Raw genomic sequence first — 16,045 nt, forward strand, 5'->3', positions numbered from 1 at the left:
GTTCTCTAGTAGCATCTATTTGGTACATTGTTGGCGCCAGGCTTCGTAAACAATGTGTAGCAAGGATGCGAAATGAATGATTTGGTGGTTTTGCCTACCCCTAGTAATCTCTTTAGGACATTGCTAACCGCTACCGGTTACCGCCCCTGCCTGGAAAGCAAAGGATTAGGCCGGGATATCGATCACCTAGCCCTCGAAGAACGTCCGGCTGGCAACTTCGACTTATTGGAGAACTGCCAAGCTCAATGGCTACGGGCCATTCGGGACGATGCTGGGGCGGACTGGAGCAATTTGGTCGAGTCAGCCTGGAATAGGCACAGCAACCTGCTGCGCTCACTAGCTCGAAAGGCAGATACTACCGGGATGATTCAGGATGGTGCGAGGTCTGCCATCTTGAGGATGCTTGTGATCCCCGAAATCTCAGGCTTTGTTCGTCGCGTACATCAGGAGTTACCGTTGCTAGATGTGCGGCAGTGGTGGGATTCACCCTTTGACACCTGGCTTATCGTCGCACAGCAACAATGCTCACTTTCTGCACAACAATTGCTAGAGCGTCTTGCCAATCATTTGGATCTGGATGAGCGCACGCTGGAACGCTGGCAGCAGGGTAACGCTATCGGTAAAGGCTTGTGGCCTTACCGCGATACGGTTACGGCACTCGTTGGCGATTGCAAATTGCCCCGCCTTCAGATCGAGCGTCTAACAGGCTGGCTGACCATGGTGGTCGCAATACAGTCATTGCAAGCCGAGACGCGCGATGCCATCAAACACGATTTTTTTAAGCAAGGTCAGCAGCCTCTTAGGACAGAGGAGCAGCTCATCGCCTTAATGAAGCATGAGGCAGCAGACCGGCATAGCCTGCCTGTGCGCGACCAGGTAGCCCCCGTGCTCAACGAGATCCAAAGTTTGTTTGCCAATCCCGTGGGCAACCAAAACGCCATTTGCGATCGCCTTGACTGGCTACGCTCGCTCTGTCAACGCAGCACACCTGAGATCCATGTGGCCCACGAGTACCTCTGGTGCTGGTTCTCGGCAAGGTTGGCCGCAAATCTTGGTGAGAAGGACAATGCACTAAAGCTCTACGCAACAGCATGCCATGCAGCCTGGTGGCGGGCCGGGTCTAACCAGCATCCACTCATCCACGAAGCATTGTGCTATGCCGTTGGCATGGGTGATCAGATTCAAGCAAACCGCTACTGGGACAAATGTTTTTTGCTGGGTTTGAACAACCCACCCAAACGAGAGCTGGATGAACAGGCAATGCGCCTAATCTCCTTTGAGTTCGAACGACTGTTTGCACCACAGACGGCTGCGAAGCGCATTCCACCAGCGATGCGTTATGTAGTGGGACCGTTTGTCCTGTCACCCAAAGACCTTGCAAGTCCAAACCAAAAGCGCGCCCAGTCCGATGGACGCGTCCGCTATACACCCCTGATGGATGCAGTTCTGCTGGGGACGCTTGGGGATGTCAAAAAGCTTGTTTTGGCAGGCGGAGATCCAAATGTTTTTATCCCGGAATCAGGCGAGAACGCCCTGATCATGGCGCTGCGTCGAGCCTATGACCGCAAGGACCCGGAAATACTGCAGTATCTGCTGACCTTGGATATCGCTCCAGAAATGGCCAACCGGCCAGCGTCCAGCAAGCGGGAAACGCCATTGCAGATCGCCATGAATATGGCTGATGCGAAGATTGTTGAGCGACTCATTGATCTTAAAGCCGATATCGAACAGCCCTGTTTCAACTCACCTAGTGCTCTGGTTTATGCCATGGCACTGCTCCATGACAGCATCCATTTGAATGATCCTGCGCAGCTTAAAGCCTACCTTGAAGGGCGCGTTCCAGCCGATTCTTTCGATGCCAAGAACGGTGCCATTCTGGATTGTGAACTATCGGCTCAACGCCTCGATGTGTATGCGATGCTCGCTAACCCGCAAAAGAAGCTGATTTTCGAGGCTGTAAAGCAGCATTACAGCCGCCCCCCCGATGAGCGTCGTGAGGTGGTCATGGCATTGCTGGATAAGAACGCAGATCCAAATCGGCGCTACCCAGACTTCAACGGCCATCGCGATCTCTGGACGCCTACGTTATTTGCAGCGCAGTTGGGTGATCTTGATGTACTCAAAGCCATGATCGAGGCTGGTGGGAACCCTTGGCTTTCACTGGACGAGGACAGCCCTAGGGATGAGAAGAATGCGCTTTGGGTCGCAGTCAGCTACAAGCGGCACAGCGTGATCGAGTACCTGCTGACGCTGCTGCCTGAGCGCGCAACAAACTGACGATACATTTTTCGATTTTTCTTTCGGCTGGCTGTCGGGCCTGATCTGAGCCTCTGTTGCATCGTGCGCGCCAAGCCACGCAACAGAGGAACCACCATGTATTTCAGTAAGAACAAGGACATCAACAAACTCGTATTGGATCTGCTTCAACTTGACTGGAGCTATGCAAAAGGACGGCACTACAAGCTCTTTCCACCCAATGGCTGCGGCATGGTTATCGTGCCTAGCACGCCCGGAGATTGCCGCGCATTCCAGAACTTCCGCCGTGATGTAAAGCAACGCTTACGTGGTCACGCCGAGCGATACCGGCACACCGGTCAGGAGCTGACGCCATGAGGCCGGTAATCTTGGTTTCATTGGATTGGCGTCGGCCGCAGGACGGCAAAACCGGATTAGGTATCGCCTCTATCGCTGCGGCTTTGCGCGCAGCCGGTGTGTCATTTCAGATTATCGACGCACAAGTGAACAGCCCTTCTTTCTCACTGGAGCAGGTACAGGCTCGTTTGCAGCAAGCCATCACACAGACCGGCCCTGGTTGCTTGGTTGGCTTCGGCACCTTTGTCTGGAACGACGACAAGGTTCGCGCCTTGACTCATTCGATTCAGAATACCGGAGCAGAGGTTGTCCTTGGTGGGCCGCAAATCTCTTATATGGCCAAGGGCCAATTGGAACGCACATATCCGCTAGTAAGGTATTTCGTTCGAGGCCAGGGCGAGATGGCCATGGTTGCACTGGCCTGCGGTACCTCACCCGATGACTGTGGCATCCATATCGCCGGCACACCAGATCTGGGCCGCAAAGCAGATCACGATCTGCTGACCCTCCCCTCACCGTATCTGCTGGAAACAGCTGAGTTGCAGAGCAGCATTCGTTGGGAAACTCAGCGCGGCTGCCCGTTCAAGTGCTCGTTCTGCCAGCACCGCGAGCCAGGCATACGTCTCAAACATCAATGGTTTGATGGCCATCGGCTGGAGAAAGAGCTCGCGATGTTTGCTGCTGCGAAGGTACAGCGCATCTCGGTACTGGATCCGATTTTTCACAATGATGCCAAGCGTGCCATTCAGATACTCAACAGCGCTAAAGCGGCGGGTGTAACTGCCCACCTTTCTTTGCAATGCCGCTTCGAGACCTGCACCCCGGACTTTCTGGATGCGCTTGAGGGGCTCAATGTCACTTTAGAGTTCGGACTGCAGACCACAGTAGAGGCCGAGTACAGGGCGATCAAAAGGCCCAATCATCTGGATATCGTCTGCAGCCGGATTCGTCAGTTACATGAACGGCAAATAGACTTTGAGGTTTCACTGATTTACGGCTTGCCCAACCAAACACTGGACAGCTTCCGTAGCAGTGTTGATTGGTGTGTGCAGCGACGGGTGCCTCGTGTAAGGGCCTGGCCACTGATGCTGCTCAGGGGGACGCCGCTATACGAGCAGAAACAGCTCTATGGATTCAAGGAAAGCGATGACCAGGCTATTCCCATCGTAGTCGCCAGCAATAGCTTCTCTGAAACGGAGTATGCCGAAATGGCTCGTATTGCCAAGCTGCTGGAGGAGAACTGAAATGGCTGGATTTGTTGCTATTGAGGGCCTCGACGGCGTGGGAAAATCTACGATTCTGAACAGGCTGGCCGAGCGCTTCTCGGGCCACGCAATGAGTACCCCTGGACCCGCATTGCGAAGTAGCCGCAAAGCCATTCTGGAGGCTTTTGCCCATGATGAACTTGCCAAGGCGCTGTTCTATGCAGCCAGCGTTTCCAGCGAAGGAAGGCATGCACGCAGCCTGGTTGAACGTGGCGAGTGGGTGTTTATGGATCGCTACTGGGCCTCGACACTGGCCTATGCAAAAGCTCGCGGTGTATCAGCCGAGCTGGAGCTTTTGGGCCAAAGCCTAGTCAAGCCGGACATAACGATATTGCTTCTGCTCGACGAGCCTGACCGCCAACAACGCCTCCATGCACGTGGCGCAACGCTAGAGGATATGGAAACGTTTAATCCCGGCTTTCGTAAGTGCGTACTTGATGAACTAATGTCGCATGCAGACATTTCAGTTGATGTCGCTCACTTTACTGCGGAAGCCTTGGCAATCGAATTGGAGCAGAGGATTAGGCAGCTGACGCTCGGCTTATCTGGTGGGCCTAAATAAACTCCTTAACCACAGCCCAATTTTTCTACCGTAAAGGCAGCCCTCACCTCAAACGCCCTTGAGCGTGGACGTTAGTGTCCGCTTTTGGCCGATTTCTGCCAATCGCAACTCACAGCCCCCCAAAGCCCCCCTTGTCCAACAACAATATTCAGCAAACATTGGCCCAGGAAACCCACCGCCCTAAACTGCCTACCCTAAACATCTGAAGAATCCAGGGCTATTGCACGGCTACAAACACAGGGAAAGTAGTAATGAAATTCAGCAAGGCGCAGGGATGCCCCTCCAAAAGCCAAAAGCATCGGCCATACCTCAACAGCCCAAAGCCCCACTATTCTCACTCGTCACGATCTGCAAAGGCACATGCACACAATGCCGCTTTGGATCAAAGACTGGCGCTGCCTGCAACTCGACCAGCAGCCGGATCAGGGAAGTGCCGATTAGCAGTGGTTGCGAATCGATCACCAGACTCACTACGCCCTGCTCAAGCGCCCGATGCGAGCTGGACGTCGACTCCAGCAGGATGCTGCAGATCGGCGGCCGTTCGGGTAACTGGGCCAGTGCCTTGATGATTCCGTCGCCGCCCCCGCCCACTACGCACAGTCCGCGCAGGTCGTCATGGCGGGCCAGCAGGTCGAGGGTGGCTTCTTCGGTGATGTCGTCGTTATCCATGTTCACCAGCGGCTCCAGCAGGCGCAGGTGCGGTGCGTGTTGCGTGAGGTAGCTGCGCAGGCCGTCGACGCGGGCCTGATGCCCGAGAAAGCGATGGCCGCCCATCAGCACCCCGACGCATCCTTCGCGGGCACCCGAGATATGAGCGACCAGCCAGCCCATGGTGCGCCCGAATGCATGGTTGTCCTGGCCGACATAAGGCCCTTGCGGGGTCTCGTGGAAGTCCGACAGCAGAGCCACTATCGGCACCCCGGCGGCGCGTATCTGCATGATGGTCTGGTTGATCAGCGGATGAGCGAAACTGACGACGCCCAGTCCGTCATATTTCACTGCAAGTTGTTCGATCTGTCCGGCAATCACTGCCGGGGTACGGTCGGTGATGTATTCGAAGTGGCAGCTGATATTGGCATCGGTCCAGGCCCGGGCGGCATCATTAATGGCAGCAGCAAGGTTGGCGTAGAACTCCTGGGCGGTGCCCAGCAGCAGAATGCCGAAACGGTAGTGAGGACGACGCTCGCGCAGCCGCTGGCCGATCAGCCGGGCCGCGAAATAACCGACGGCCTCGGCTGCCTGCAGCACCTGCTCGGCGGTTTGCGGGCTGACCGGAGCCCTGTCGTTGAGCACCCGGTCCACGGTGGCAACACTCAATCCGGCGCGCTCGGCCACGGTGGCAATGGTAGGACGTTTCTTGTTATTCATCGTTGATCCCTTGATAGAAAACTATCATGCCACTCAGGCTCTGGATGATAGCTTGATAGAGAATGTATTCAAGGGATTGAGTGACTTATTGCAACTGCCTACTCTTTTCTCCAGCGATGCTGTCCAGCACATATCGCGGCAAGTTCCAACAATAGACATACTTGCGGAGAATAATAAAATGCCTGAACACGATTCGGCCTTTGAGCAGGACTTGCAATACCGGCGTCGGGATTATCGATTGACCGGCCCCGAAGCAGCACTTGCTGCAGAGAAAGGCCTGGTATCGGCCACCTGGTATCAATGCCCTGTTTCTCGCAAGCGCATGAAAGAGTTGATGCAACGCCGCGATGGCCCTGCCTTGCGCGATACCGCGCTGTGGTTCCTGACGCTGGGGTTGTCCGGCCTGGGCGGTTACTGGTTCTGGGGTAGCTGGGCCTGCGTACCGTTCTTCATTGTCTATGGCGTGCTGTATGGCTCCGCCTCCAATGCCCGCTGGCATGAAACCGGGCATGGCACGGCCTTCAAGACCCGCTGGATGAACGATGCCCTTTATCATGTCTCCAGTTTCATGTGCCTGTTCGAACCCCATGTCTGGCGCTGGAGTCATGCCCGGCACCACACCGACACCATCATTGTCGGCCGGGACCCGGAAATCGTCGAACCGCGTCCGCCCAGTCTGTTGAAGATGTTTCTGAACCTGTGCAGCCTGCCCCGTGCGCTGGATACCCTGCGTGCCGTCCTGCGTCACGCTCAGGGCCGGGCGAGTGACGAGGAACGGGATTTCATCCCCGAGTCCGAACTGCCCAAGGTCTTTCGTACAGCCCGCATCTGGCTGGTGATCTATGCGCTGGTCATCATGTCCGCGCTCTATCTGCACAGTTGGCTGCCCTTGATGTTTATCGGTCTTCCGTCCATTTATGGCGGCTGGCTCTCCTATATTTTTGGTATTACACAACATGTAGGGCTGGCTGAAGATACGCTGGATCATCGAACTAACTGCCGAACCATCTATATGAATCCGGTTCTTCGCTTCCTATACATGGATATGAACTATCACCTGGAACACCATATGTTCCCGATGGTGCCTTATCACGCACTTTCCCAACTTCATGCCGAAATAATCGACGACTGCCCGCCGCCCTATCGCTCTCTGTTCGAGGCCTTCAAAGAGATCATTCCCACGGTCCTGAAGCAGCGCAAGGACCCGACCTACTTCGTTCGTCGCCCCTTGCGCCCGCAACCGCCAGCCACCGAACAGGTGCTTGCCGAGTCCTGAAGGATTCCAGCCGTTCAAAAATAACAAGAGAGATTGCCATGACCGAACAATGGATCGATGTATGCGCCGTGGACGATATAGATGAAGAAGATGTCATTCGCTTCGACCACGCCCAGCGTACCTACGCCGTTTACCGCTCTGCCGACAGTGAGTTCTTTGCCACCGACGGGCTGTGTTCCCACGAAGCCATTCACCTGGCCGACGGTCTGGTGATGGATCATGTGATCGAATGCCCCAAACACAACGGACGCTTCGACTACCGCTCCGGGAAGGCGCTCGGGGCTCCGGTCTGCATCAACCTCAAGACCTATCAGGTCAGGGTCGAAGCGGGACGTGTCCTGCTTGACCTCGGCCAGTGAAAGGAGCGTCCGTCATGTCTGCTCCACTGGTGATAATAGGTGCCGGTCATGCCGGTGGTCGTGCGGCCCTGACCTTGCGGGCCGAGGGATACAACGGGCGTCTGGTGCTGATCGGTGATGAGCGCCACCTGCCTTACGAGCGCCCGCCGCTGTCCAAGGAATTGCTCAAGGGCAGCATGGATCTTGCAGCTTGCAGCCTCTGTGATCCGCCACGGCTGGCCGAGCTGGATATCGAGCATCTGGCGGGCAATCCGGTAACGGCGCTGGACCCGGCCAGTCACCGCCTGCAACTGGCCGACGGACAATGGCTGGAGTATGCCCGTCTTCTGATCGCCACCGGTGGCCGGGCACGGCTGCTGCCCAACTTACCGGCCCGGCTTGCCAATGTGCTTTACCTGCGCACCCATGACGAAGCCATTGCCTTGAGGTCCGCACTCAAACCCGGAACCCGCCTGGTGGTCATCGGCGGCGGACTCATTGGTCTGGAAGTCGCGGCCACTGCACGCGCACTCAATTGTCAGGTGACATTGCTGGAAGCCGGTCCGCGTCTGGCGGGACGTGTGCTGCCGGAGCGACTGTCCGCTGCCCTGCTGGAACTGCATGTGCGCAACGGTGTGGACGTCCGTCTGAACGTCAGCATTGAAGCCCTGCAAGGCGAGACCCGTGCCGAAGCCGTGCAATTGGTCAGCGGCGAACAGCTTGCCTGCGATCTGCTGGTCGTCGGCATCGGCATGCAACCCAATATCGAACTGGCCAGATCTGCCGGCCTTGAAGTCGGCCAGGGCATTCGTGTCGATGACACGCTGCGCACCAGCGCCCCGGATATCTATGCCGCGGGGGATGTCTGCGAGTTTCGCTTGCATCCCGATGGCGACTTCCAGCGTCAGGAAACCTGGCGCAATGCCGAAGCACAGGGACGGCATGCGGCCTTGAATCTGCTGGGCCGCGAACTGCCCTTTCAGGACACGCCCGGCTTCTGGTCCGATCAGTACGACTGGGGACTGCAGACCATCGGCCAGGTTTCAAATGCCCGGCCCGATGCCACGCGCCTGATATCGACAGGTGGCTTCGTGCTGTTCTATCTCGATCAGCACCAATGCCTGACAGGAGCCTGTGGCTGGGGACCGGGCAATAGCGTTGCCAAAGACATCAAGATCTGCGAACGACTGATCGGCAGCCGGATTCGTCTGGATGCCGGACAACTGGCCAATCCCGATACCCCGCTCAAGCAACTGCTGAGGAGCTGACATGCGTGAATTCCTGATCTTCCAGTCGCTCTGGGCAATGCTCGATCACAGAGGCCGGTGCGACCTCTCTCTGGAGGCACAACTGGAGAAAATAGCGGAAGCCGGATTCGACGGAGTGACCGATCACTTCTGGGTAGCCGAGCATGTCCAGCGCCTGTCATCGGCAGCCAGGGCTCAGGGTTTGCAGATCGAAGGCCAGTTGTTCCCGCGAACCGTGGACGATGTGGCCAGGGCAATCGATGTGATTTCACCTTATGGTTGCCATCACCTCACCTTGCAAGCGGATGTACAGCCACGCACCTTGCGCCAGGCCATCGACCTGCTCGAAGGCTGGCAGCGGCTGGCCGAACAGGCAGACTTCCCGATTCTGGTGGAAACCCATCGCTATCGCATCACCAGCGACTTGCTGTTCACCCTGGATATCCTCGCCGAAATGCCGGATCTCAAACTTCTGGCCGACCTGTCCCATTACGTGGTGGGTCGGGAACTGCCCGTACCGCCTGCCCCGGAAGATGAAGAACACTTGCAGACCATCCTGCGTCACAGTTGGGGGTTTCATGGCCGGGTTGCCAGCAGTGAACAGGTGCAGATTCCCATCACCTTCGCCCAGCATCAGCCTTGGCTGGACTACTTCCTCAAGCTCTGGCGCTACGGCATGGAGGACTGGCTGAGCCGCCCGGTCAACGAAACAGGCAGCCTGTCCTTCACCTGCGAACTGGGTCCGCCGCCCTACGCCATCACCGGCGCAGACGGACGCGACATCACCGACCGCTGGGCCGAAGCGCTGTTGCTCAAACGCCTGGTCGGTGAACTCTGGCAGGAGTGCCTGGCGGCTTAGGCTCTTTACGAAAAGTAAAGTCGCAAACATCTCATGGCGCAGGCGAGTGATGTCATTGTTTCAAAACTTTTCGCCAGCTTGTCATAACGTGTCCCACCCCTTCTGCTCTCTTTGAGCCAGCCAAACATGCGTCCAATGATGTTGCGCTGTATGTATTTTGGGCTTATCGAACAGCCGGGGAAGCGCGTTTTTTTGCTTTCGTTGTCTACGAGGGCGACCACAGCGACTCAGTATTTAAACTTGATCAAGCAGTAGATGAGCATAAGCAATATCGCTGGCTGACCAACCGACAGCTCGAAGTAGAGCGGTATACCGCTTGCATCGCAAAGCATGTAGATTTTGGTCGTCAAACCTCCGCGACTATGCCTTCACGCATGATCTTCGGGTTCTTCAGACTTCCTTTTTTGCCAGCACCTGATGAGGCCCGAGTTGTGCGCACTTCGGTGGAGTCGGTCATCATGCGCCACTGCTGATGGTCGCCTATGTCGCACTTGTGCTCGTGCTGGTTCTGGAGCTGGTTGGTGCCCGTATGCTGAGTCGCGACAAACCTGCAGTGGTAAGGGCTGGATGAGCCAGGTCGATGGATCTGGCGCATTTGGGTATAGGTGTACGACCCTACATCAGGTTATTCGAATCCCTCCTCAGACTCACGATACTGCTCCTCCTCATCTCGCTGGTCTTGCGCAGATTGCTGTAAATGCAACTGCAACGTGCGGATCGTTGAGTGGCTTTCGGGTTTCACTTGGAGTGAAAGTTTGCCAAGTAGGCATGCGTACGTTTCCATCAATTCATCACGCAAGAACAGACCACGTGGCCCTAAACGTAACCCGTACGCTTTTAACACTGCGATCTGGTCGGGTGCACGATTCAAAACTCTCAACGCGAGCGGCGTCCATGACTCTGGCTGACTGAGGGCAGAATACTGAAATAACGGAACGATCAGGGCTGCAAAGGGATATCGAGAAACAGGCTCGTGCTGACACCAATCAATGACATCATCAGTAGCAAACCCGTCAGTCGGAGTGTTTTCGGCCTCATCGAAGACATACAGTATTGAGGCGTGTTCATCACGCCCACTTGCTCCCCCTTCAAACAAAACATCCAGAGTGACGTGTGGGTACGCTGTTATCAGGGCGCTTATTGTCTGCCTGTAAGCAAGTGGATGAACGATTTTGTGCATGACAGCACACTTCAAGCGCTCGAACACAACCCTGGCGGTACTGGCATGCTCCGGTTGCGACAGGCAGAGCTTGATCAACCTGCTTAACGGCGCATCGCTGTAGTCTGCATTGCTCACGAACTGGCTGTGGTCGAGAACCGTGCGACCGGCTTCCAGCAGCAACGGGTCAACTTGCCTGTCATTCCCTAAATCAAAATTGACGCGCAAGGAGAGAATTTGCATCGCCAAAAGAAAGCTATCGGGTTGTTTGATGAGCGCCAGCAACAGACGACTCAAATCTGCCGCCCACATAGATAGAACAACCGGTGAATGCGCTAGATGCGCTAGGTTCGATACCGGAATGCCGTGCGTTGCAAGCCCAGTCATAATCCGCTGAAACTCACGTTCATCAAAACTGTTGGCGTTTTGCAGTTGCGCTATGAATGGCAGTAACGCCGGTTCATGGAGAGCACCGTCCAGTAGATCCTGAACAAGCGATTTGTCGTTAAGCTCTACCTTATGCAAAAAGCCTTTCAGCAGTCGAACGCTGACAGGTGCCACCGGCGCGAGCTTGAAACTCTCGACAAGCGCGCTCCATGTCGCGGGTAAATCCGTAGAAGCCCCTGCAATACCCTCACCGACTTGCCAAGTGCTCAGACCACCGCTGAACAACATTGAAGATAGGCGAGTAAATGCAGAGCTATGCATTGCCAAATCAGCGCCGACCTGCAAGGGATCAGGCCCACGCCCGGCATCTTTCATAACGCAAAAAAACTCAATCGACTCGTCGCCAGCAATCGCAAGCAGCCGATCTTCCAGCGTAACCGGCCCCATTTCATCGATGAGCGCTCGCAGTTTTTTTCGATGAGCTGTGCTGAAGCTTTCTCCATCATTCAACAGAGCCCGCTCGCCGGCGACCCAAGCGTCACGATGAAAGCGCCCTGAAAGCAGTACTTTCACGGATGAAAATAGTGTGTCTAGCAATTGCTCCCGACCACATAGCCGGCGCAACGCAAAAACGAAACAATCCTGCAATCCCGCCTTCAACACCTCGTTTTCTGCGCACTGGCATATGAATCCCAACACTGAGTCCAGCCAGCCCTGACGATCCTTTTCACTCAGAGGGACAAACCCCTCGCTCACGGATGATGCCTCGAAATTCATAGCAGCAGTTGTGCTAGGGCCTACGCTACCCAACATGGCATCCAGACATTTAAACCCCAGAGTCCGGAATTCAACCACCTGAGACATCAGTAGGGGCTCGACGACCAGCAGCCTTCCCGCACAAGGGACAGACACTTCTCCTCGGCCCATGAAAAATAACGAAGCAGCAAGCTCTGCAGCGTTTTTTGCCACCTCAGCATCAGAAGAGTCCACCGCAACGTTTTTCAGCAAATCGAAAGCGCGCTCAAAAAGCCCGTCACAACAGGCCAGCCGGTGAATAGAGGCGGCATATCGCCCCAAGATGCGGGGCGAATAATCGCCTCGCTCAAGCACACGTATGGCCAGTGAAGGCATCAGTGGCGCAACATTGAGAAACATTGCTAGCTGCTCGTCCGTTGACGCTGTCAGGTCTGCAAGGTAACCGCCCGTACCTAACCAGCGCTTGATGATTCCGAGCGCCTGAGCATCTGCGTGAAGAAACGAAAATCGTGTGGAGAGCGATACAAGCATCCGCGCACTGAAACGACTCATTTGCTGCTCAAGAATTGGCGCTGAAGTATCCCGGAGCAGACCTAACGCCAGCCGATTGGCCAGAGCATGGGGCAACACCGCCATCCATTTGCCTCGTTTCTGAATCAGATCGCGCCTTAGCAACTCTTGGGCATGCCGGTAAATTTCTTGAGCGGATTGCCCGACCAGCTCAGCCAGTAAAGGGATTTCGGACTCCTCCCCAGCCAATGACTCCCACTGAAACGAGTAGACTATTGAAAGCGCCTGGGCGGCGCGAAACAACGCTACGTCAGGCTGGTGTTTCTGCACGAACAGCCTCTGAAAAAGCTCATCATCGGAAATCCCGGCAATATGCTCGGACGACTTAAAGGTGCTCGCAAGGGCCAGTGCAATCCTTGCATTGCCGCCGGAAGCCTGCGCGATGGTCGCGGCGCCCTGTTGCCTGATGTTATGGCAGCGAAGCCGTACCAACTGTGCCGTCAGATGGTATGACGCAGGCCCCAGCTTGATGACCTGAGTATGCTCGGGCTGATCATCACGCACGTCATATTCGACCGTGATGATACTGACTAGACCATTTGGGGCCTGGCAAAGGGCGGATAGGCCACGGTGCACATCCTGCGGGCAGTTATCGACAATAACCACTGCCGAACGGCGACGGGCGATCAAGTCCGATATCACCCGCAGTGGATGTGGATCAGGATGATTCGAGAAGTTGGTATAGAACACACGCGATGCTGGAAGAGCATCCTGCCCGACCCGCTTATCGAATAGCGCCTGCAGCAAGCGGGTCTTGCCTACCCCTGAAAGACCCACCATCCGCAAAACCTTGCGCGGCGTACCCAAGGCAGTCCGAAGCCTCGCGATCGCCTCCATGACCGACAAAGCCGAAGCACCCTCAGGGTCGTTAATCGTCACCCTGGGTTCGTCATCAAGCAAATACTCCTCTTTCACGTCCCGATCGCTGGCGCTCCATGAACCAAAGGGATGCCAGCCAGAAACCGCCTGACCGATTCGCTCCTTAACCCAGACTATCAGCGCAGGATGCCTACGCACCCAAGTAGCGAGCTGGCCTCGATCATAAAACAACGTTGTGAGCTGATCGGCATTCGCCACACCGGAAAGCGCATCACGCATAGCGTCATTGCGCTCGGTAAGAGCACTATCGGCTGTCGAGCCGCTACTGCTCACAATAATGTAAGCACCGCCCACAGCCGCCAACTTGACAATGGATTCACGGATGACACCTTTGGGCCGCATTTCGGTGATGATTTCACCTTTTGGCATATCAGGCTTCTTGACCTGAAAACCTGTCGAGACCGAAGGGATAAAGCCATCGACGAGCGCACCAACAGGTAACTCAACCCGCACATCGATCCCGCCATCGGGGGCTGTCTGGGAGCCTCCCCATGTCACCGCTGCAGTTGAATGCCCTGTCAGATCCAATTCGGCTTCACACAAAAGACCAACCAACGCCCTGAGGTCAGTGTCGTTAAGTGCGGCGACATGATCGCCAGTGATATCCAGCATGGATCTTCCTTGAAGAGGCCGTAACAGGGGGCAGTTTCGCGCACTATACAGGCAGGCAGAGACTCATAACACGGTGCGAGTCCTACACCTGTAGTGCTATGTAGTTAAATCGCACGGGAAGAAACCGAACCAGACCGACACCACAATTTATTCCTTATGCCTGCGAAACCCCTTTGAGCACCTGCGCCAGTTCCTCATCCGACAAAGGCTGGTCGAGGACCGCATAGGCATTGAAAAAAGCCCCCAACGCTCGGGCTGTTGACTCGCAGAGATACTGATTGGTGGGGTTCTTGAGGACCCCGAGCAAGCCCGGCAACAGGATTTCAGCCTGATGCAACGCATGGAAGTGCTGAGCCATGATCATTGGATCACTGCGGGTGAGCGTGCCTGCTTCCATCTGCCCTTCCAGGTAAGAGGCAAGCGCCTTCAGTCCCTTGGCCGGTCCCGTCGCATAGAACATTTCACCGATATCGCTTCGCCCGGAGATGGCAATCATCGTTCGCATGATCTGCAATGTCTGCTCATCGGTCATCAGCCTGCTCAAGCTGTAGCCGACTCTCGCCAAAACCACTACCAGCGGTTCCTCGGTAGACCCCAGCGAATCAAACAGCGGGCCTAGCAGACTCTCGGCAGCGCTGTGTGCAACCGCGACGAAAAGCTCTTCCTTGTTGGCAAAGTAACCGTAAAGCGTGCGTTTCGAGCCGCCGACCCGGGCAGCAATCTGCGACATCGATGCCCCCTCGAAACCGGCCTCCAGAAAAACCTGAGAAGCCGCTTCAAGGATGGCTTCGCGCTTGGCTTCTGTCCTGACGCGCATATGAGACTCCTGATAAACGGTCGCCAATAGTACACCAGGCTGGGCAGTTTAGGTTGACGCCCCGAAAAGCCATTATTAGTATACCGACCAGTACCGTTTTAAAGATCAACCGCCTCCTCACTCGTCCGGAGAACGCCCTTGCGCCCTGTAGCCAGCCGTCACAGCCTGAATCTCTGTATTGTTTTTGCGCTTGCATCACCCTTGCTGCTGACGGCGTGCGGCAACCCGCCCGGCGGGCCTCCACCCGCAGAAGGCACTCCGGTGATGGGCATCACGACTGTCAAGACCCAGCCCGTCGACCTGACCACAGAGCTTCCCGGGCGCACGACTCCGTACCTGATCGCAGAAGTTCGTCCTCAGGTGAACGGCATCATTCAGGAACGTACTTTCCGCGAAGGGGCTGACGTCAAGGCAGGCGAAACGCTGTACCGGATTGACCCGGCCACCTACAAGGCCAGTTACGACAATTACCTGGCAACCCTCGGCAAGGCCCAGGCCAATCAGCGTTCCTTGCGCCTCAAGGCAGAACGTTACAAGGAGCTGATTACCATCAAGGCCGTCAGTCAGCAGGACTACGATGACACCGACGCAGAGCTGGGACAGGCCAATGCCGAGGTCAATGCCGCCAAGGCAAACGTCGAAAGTGCTCGCATCACGCTCGCCTATACCCGAGTCACAGCCCCTATATCCGGGCGCATCAGTAAATCGGCCGTCACCCCCGGAGCACTGGTGACCGACAGTCAGACCACGGCGCTGACCACCATTCAGCAACTCGATCCCATCTATGTAGACGTGACCCAGCCCAGCATGTCGCTGCTGCGCCTCAAGCGCTCCATGGCACGTGGCGAACTGGAGAAATCCGGTGAATCCGCTGCCAGAGTCCGGTTGATGCTGGAAGACGGCAGTCAGTACCCATTCGAGGGGCGACTGGAGTTCTCGGACGTCACGGTGGACCAGAATACCGGCTCCATCACCTTGCGGGCCGTTTTCCCCAACCCTCAGGCAGAACTGCTGCCGGGGATGTATGTGCGTGCGGTGCTGCAGGAAGGCACTCAACAAAACGGCATCCTGATCCCGCAACAGGCTGTTTCGCGCAACAGTGCAGGCAAGCCCGTTGTTTATGTCGTCGGCAAGGACAACAGACTCGAACTCCGGGCCCTGGATACCGATCGCACCGTTGGCGACCAATGGCTGGTCCGGTCAGGCCTGCAACCTGGCGAGCAGATCGTGGTGGACGGCATCCCGCGTGCCCAGCCAGGTGCCGAAGTCAAGACGACGCCCTGGCAGCCCAAGGCTGTTACTGCGAACGCTCCCTCATCAGCGCCAGCCAGCGCCTCGAACTAAGCCGGACGGTCCCC

General features: G+C 56.3%; 12 protein-coding genes and 1 pseudogene. 9 read left to right on the forward strand and 4 right to left on the reverse strand.

Annotated features, from left to right (window positions below; genetic code table 11):
• Positions 1–72: 72 nt before the first annotated feature.
• The 4 genes from CKW23_RS11940 to CKW23_RS11955 all read left to right on the forward strand — a co-directional run bounded on the left by CKW23_RS11940 (position 73) and on the right by CKW23_RS11955 (position 4,419).
• Entirely contained in the window at positions 73–2,277 is a 2,205-nt protein-coding gene (locus CKW23_RS11940) for an ankyrin repeat domain-containing protein (protein ID WP_095067608.1), read from the forward strand.
• Between the two features lie 96 nt (positions 2,278–2,373).
• Entirely contained in the window at positions 2,374–2,613 is a 240-nt protein-coding gene (locus tag CKW23_RS11945) for a phosphoribosylglycinamide formyltransferase (RefSeq protein ID WP_177434635.1), read from the forward strand.
• Positions 2,610–3,836 (forward strand): B12-binding domain-containing radical SAM protein, encoded by a 1,227-nt coding sequence (locus CKW23_RS11950; protein WP_095067609.1) that lies wholly within the window; start codon positions 2,610–2,612, stop codon positions 3,834–3,836. Before CKW23_RS11945 ends, CKW23_RS11950 begins: the two co-directional genes overlap by 4 nt.
• Position 3,837: 1 nt before the next feature.
• The gene (locus CKW23_RS11955) at positions 3,838–4,419 is read left to right on the forward strand and encodes an AAA family ATPase (RefSeq protein ID WP_159918421.1); all 582 of its coding nucleotides are present in this window, start codon (positions 3,838–3,840) and stop codon (positions 4,417–4,419) included.
• 309 nt (positions 4,420–4,728) lie between these two features.
• Here CKW23_RS11955 and CKW23_RS11960 read toward each other — a convergent pair whose 3' ends face one another.
• Entirely contained in the window at positions 4,729–5,787 is a 1,059-nt protein-coding gene (locus CKW23_RS11960; protein ID WP_095067611.1) for a LacI family DNA-binding transcriptional regulator, read from the reverse strand.
• A gap of 178 nt (positions 5,788–5,965) precedes the next feature.
• On the opposite strand from CKW23_RS11960, the gene CKW23_RS11965 reads away from it, so the two are divergent.
• Genes CKW23_RS11965 through CKW23_RS11980 form a run of 4 tightly spaced genes read left to right on the forward strand, consistent with a single transcriptional unit; the run spans position 5,966 to position 9,507 of the window.
• Positions 5,966–7,063: a fatty acid desaturase family protein gene (locus CKW23_RS11965; protein ID WP_095067612.1), complete on the forward strand. Its 1,098-nt coding sequence runs from the start codon at positions 5,966–5,968 to the stop codon at positions 7,061–7,063.
• 38 nt (positions 7,064–7,101) lie between these two features.
• Positions 7,102–7,422 (forward strand): MocE family 2Fe-2S type ferredoxin, encoded by a 321-nt coding sequence (locus tag CKW23_RS11970; RefSeq protein WP_095067613.1) that lies wholly within the window; start codon positions 7,102–7,104, stop codon positions 7,420–7,422.
• 14 nt (positions 7,423–7,436) lie between these two features.
• Entirely contained in the window at positions 7,437–8,669 is a 1,233-nt protein-coding gene (locus tag CKW23_RS11975; protein WP_095067614.1) for an NAD(P)/FAD-dependent oxidoreductase, read from the forward strand.
• Position 8,670: 1 nt separating this feature from the next.
• Positions 8,671–9,507, forward strand: coding sequence for a sugar phosphate isomerase/epimerase (locus tag CKW23_RS11980; RefSeq protein ID WP_095067615.1), 837 nt, complete (start codon positions 8,671–8,673; stop codon positions 9,505–9,507).
• Between the two features lie 5 nt (positions 9,508–9,512).
• Here the strand turns inward: CKW23_RS11980 and CKW23_RS11985 are convergent.
• The 3 genes and pseudogenes from CKW23_RS11985 to CKW23_RS11995 all read right to left on the reverse strand — a co-directional run.
• Positions 9,513–9,964 (reverse strand): annotated as a pseudogene (locus CKW23_RS11985) (IS5/IS1182 family transposase); the annotation flags it as partial.
• A 168-nt stretch (positions 9,965–10,132) separates the two neighbouring features.
• A complete protein-coding gene (locus CKW23_RS11990; protein WP_095067616.1) occupies positions 10,133–13,870 on the reverse strand; it encodes a hypothetical protein in 3,738 nt (1,245 codons plus the stop codon).
• A gap of 154 nt (positions 13,871–14,024) precedes the next feature.
• Positions 14,025–14,687 carry a TetR/AcrR family transcriptional regulator gene (locus CKW23_RS11995; RefSeq protein WP_095067617.1) on the reverse strand — a complete coding sequence of 221 codons (663 nt, stop codon included), beginning with the start codon at positions 14,685–14,687 and terminating at the stop codon, positions 14,025–14,027.
• A gap of 138 nt (positions 14,688–14,825) precedes the next feature.
• Between CKW23_RS11995 and CKW23_RS12000 the strand changes: the two genes are divergently transcribed.
• Positions 14,826–16,031 carry an efflux RND transporter periplasmic adaptor subunit gene (locus CKW23_RS12000; RefSeq protein WP_095067618.1) on the forward strand — a complete coding sequence of 402 codons (1,206 nt, stop codon included), beginning with the start codon at positions 14,826–14,828 and terminating at the stop codon, positions 16,029–16,031.
• The last annotated feature ends 14 nt before the right edge of the window (positions 16,032–16,045 follow it).

Origin of the sequence: Pseudomonas sp. Irchel 3A18 (assembly GCF_900187465.1) — a bacterium.
In the GTDB taxonomy this organism is placed as follows: domain Bacteria; phylum Pseudomonadota; class Gammaproteobacteria; order Pseudomonadales; family Pseudomonadaceae; genus Aquipseudomonas; species Aquipseudomonas cichorii.

What these genes read in the sequence shown, in the direction of transcription:
- CKW23_RS11960 (WP_095067611.1), bottom strand. Translation starts at nt 5,787, where the DNA reads ATGAATAACAAGAAACGTCCTACCATTGCCACCGTGGCCGAGCGCGCC.
- CKW23_RS11945 (WP_177434635.1), top strand. Translation starts at nt 2,374, where the DNA reads ATGTATTTCAGTAAGAACAAGGACATCAACAAACTCGTATTGGATCTG.
- CKW23_RS11940 (WP_095067608.1), top strand. Translation starts at nt 73, where the DNA reads ATGAATGATTTGGTGGTTTTGCCTACCCCTAGTAATCTCTTTAGGACA.
- CKW23_RS11965 (WP_095067612.1), top strand. Translation starts at nt 5,966, where the DNA reads ATGCCTGAACACGATTCGGCCTTTGAGCAGGACTTGCAATACCGGCGT.
- CKW23_RS11970 (WP_095067613.1), top strand. Translation starts at nt 7,102, where the DNA reads ATGACCGAACAATGGATCGATGTATGCGCCGTGGACGATATAGATGAA.
- CKW23_RS11995 (WP_095067617.1), bottom strand. Translation starts at nt 14,687, where the DNA reads ATGCGCGTCAGGACAGAAGCCAAGCGCGAAGCCATCCTTGAAGCGGCT.
- CKW23_RS11980 (WP_095067615.1), top strand. Translation starts at nt 8,671, where the DNA reads ATGCGTGAATTCCTGATCTTCCAGTCGCTCTGGGCAATGCTCGATCAC.
- CKW23_RS11990 (WP_095067616.1), bottom strand. Translation starts at nt 13,870, where the DNA reads ATGCTGGATATCACTGGCGATCATGTCGCCGCACTTAACGACACTGAC.
- CKW23_RS11975 (WP_095067614.1), top strand. Translation starts at nt 7,437, where the DNA reads ATGTCTGCTCCACTGGTGATAATAGGTGCCGGTCATGCCGGTGGTCGT.
- CKW23_RS11955 (WP_159918421.1), top strand. Translation starts at nt 3,838, where the DNA reads ATGGCTGGATTTGTTGCTATTGAGGGCCTCGACGGCGTGGGAAAATCT.
- CKW23_RS11950 (WP_095067609.1), top strand. Translation starts at nt 2,610, where the DNA reads ATGAGGCCGGTAATCTTGGTTTCATTGGATTGGCGTCGGCCGCAGGAC.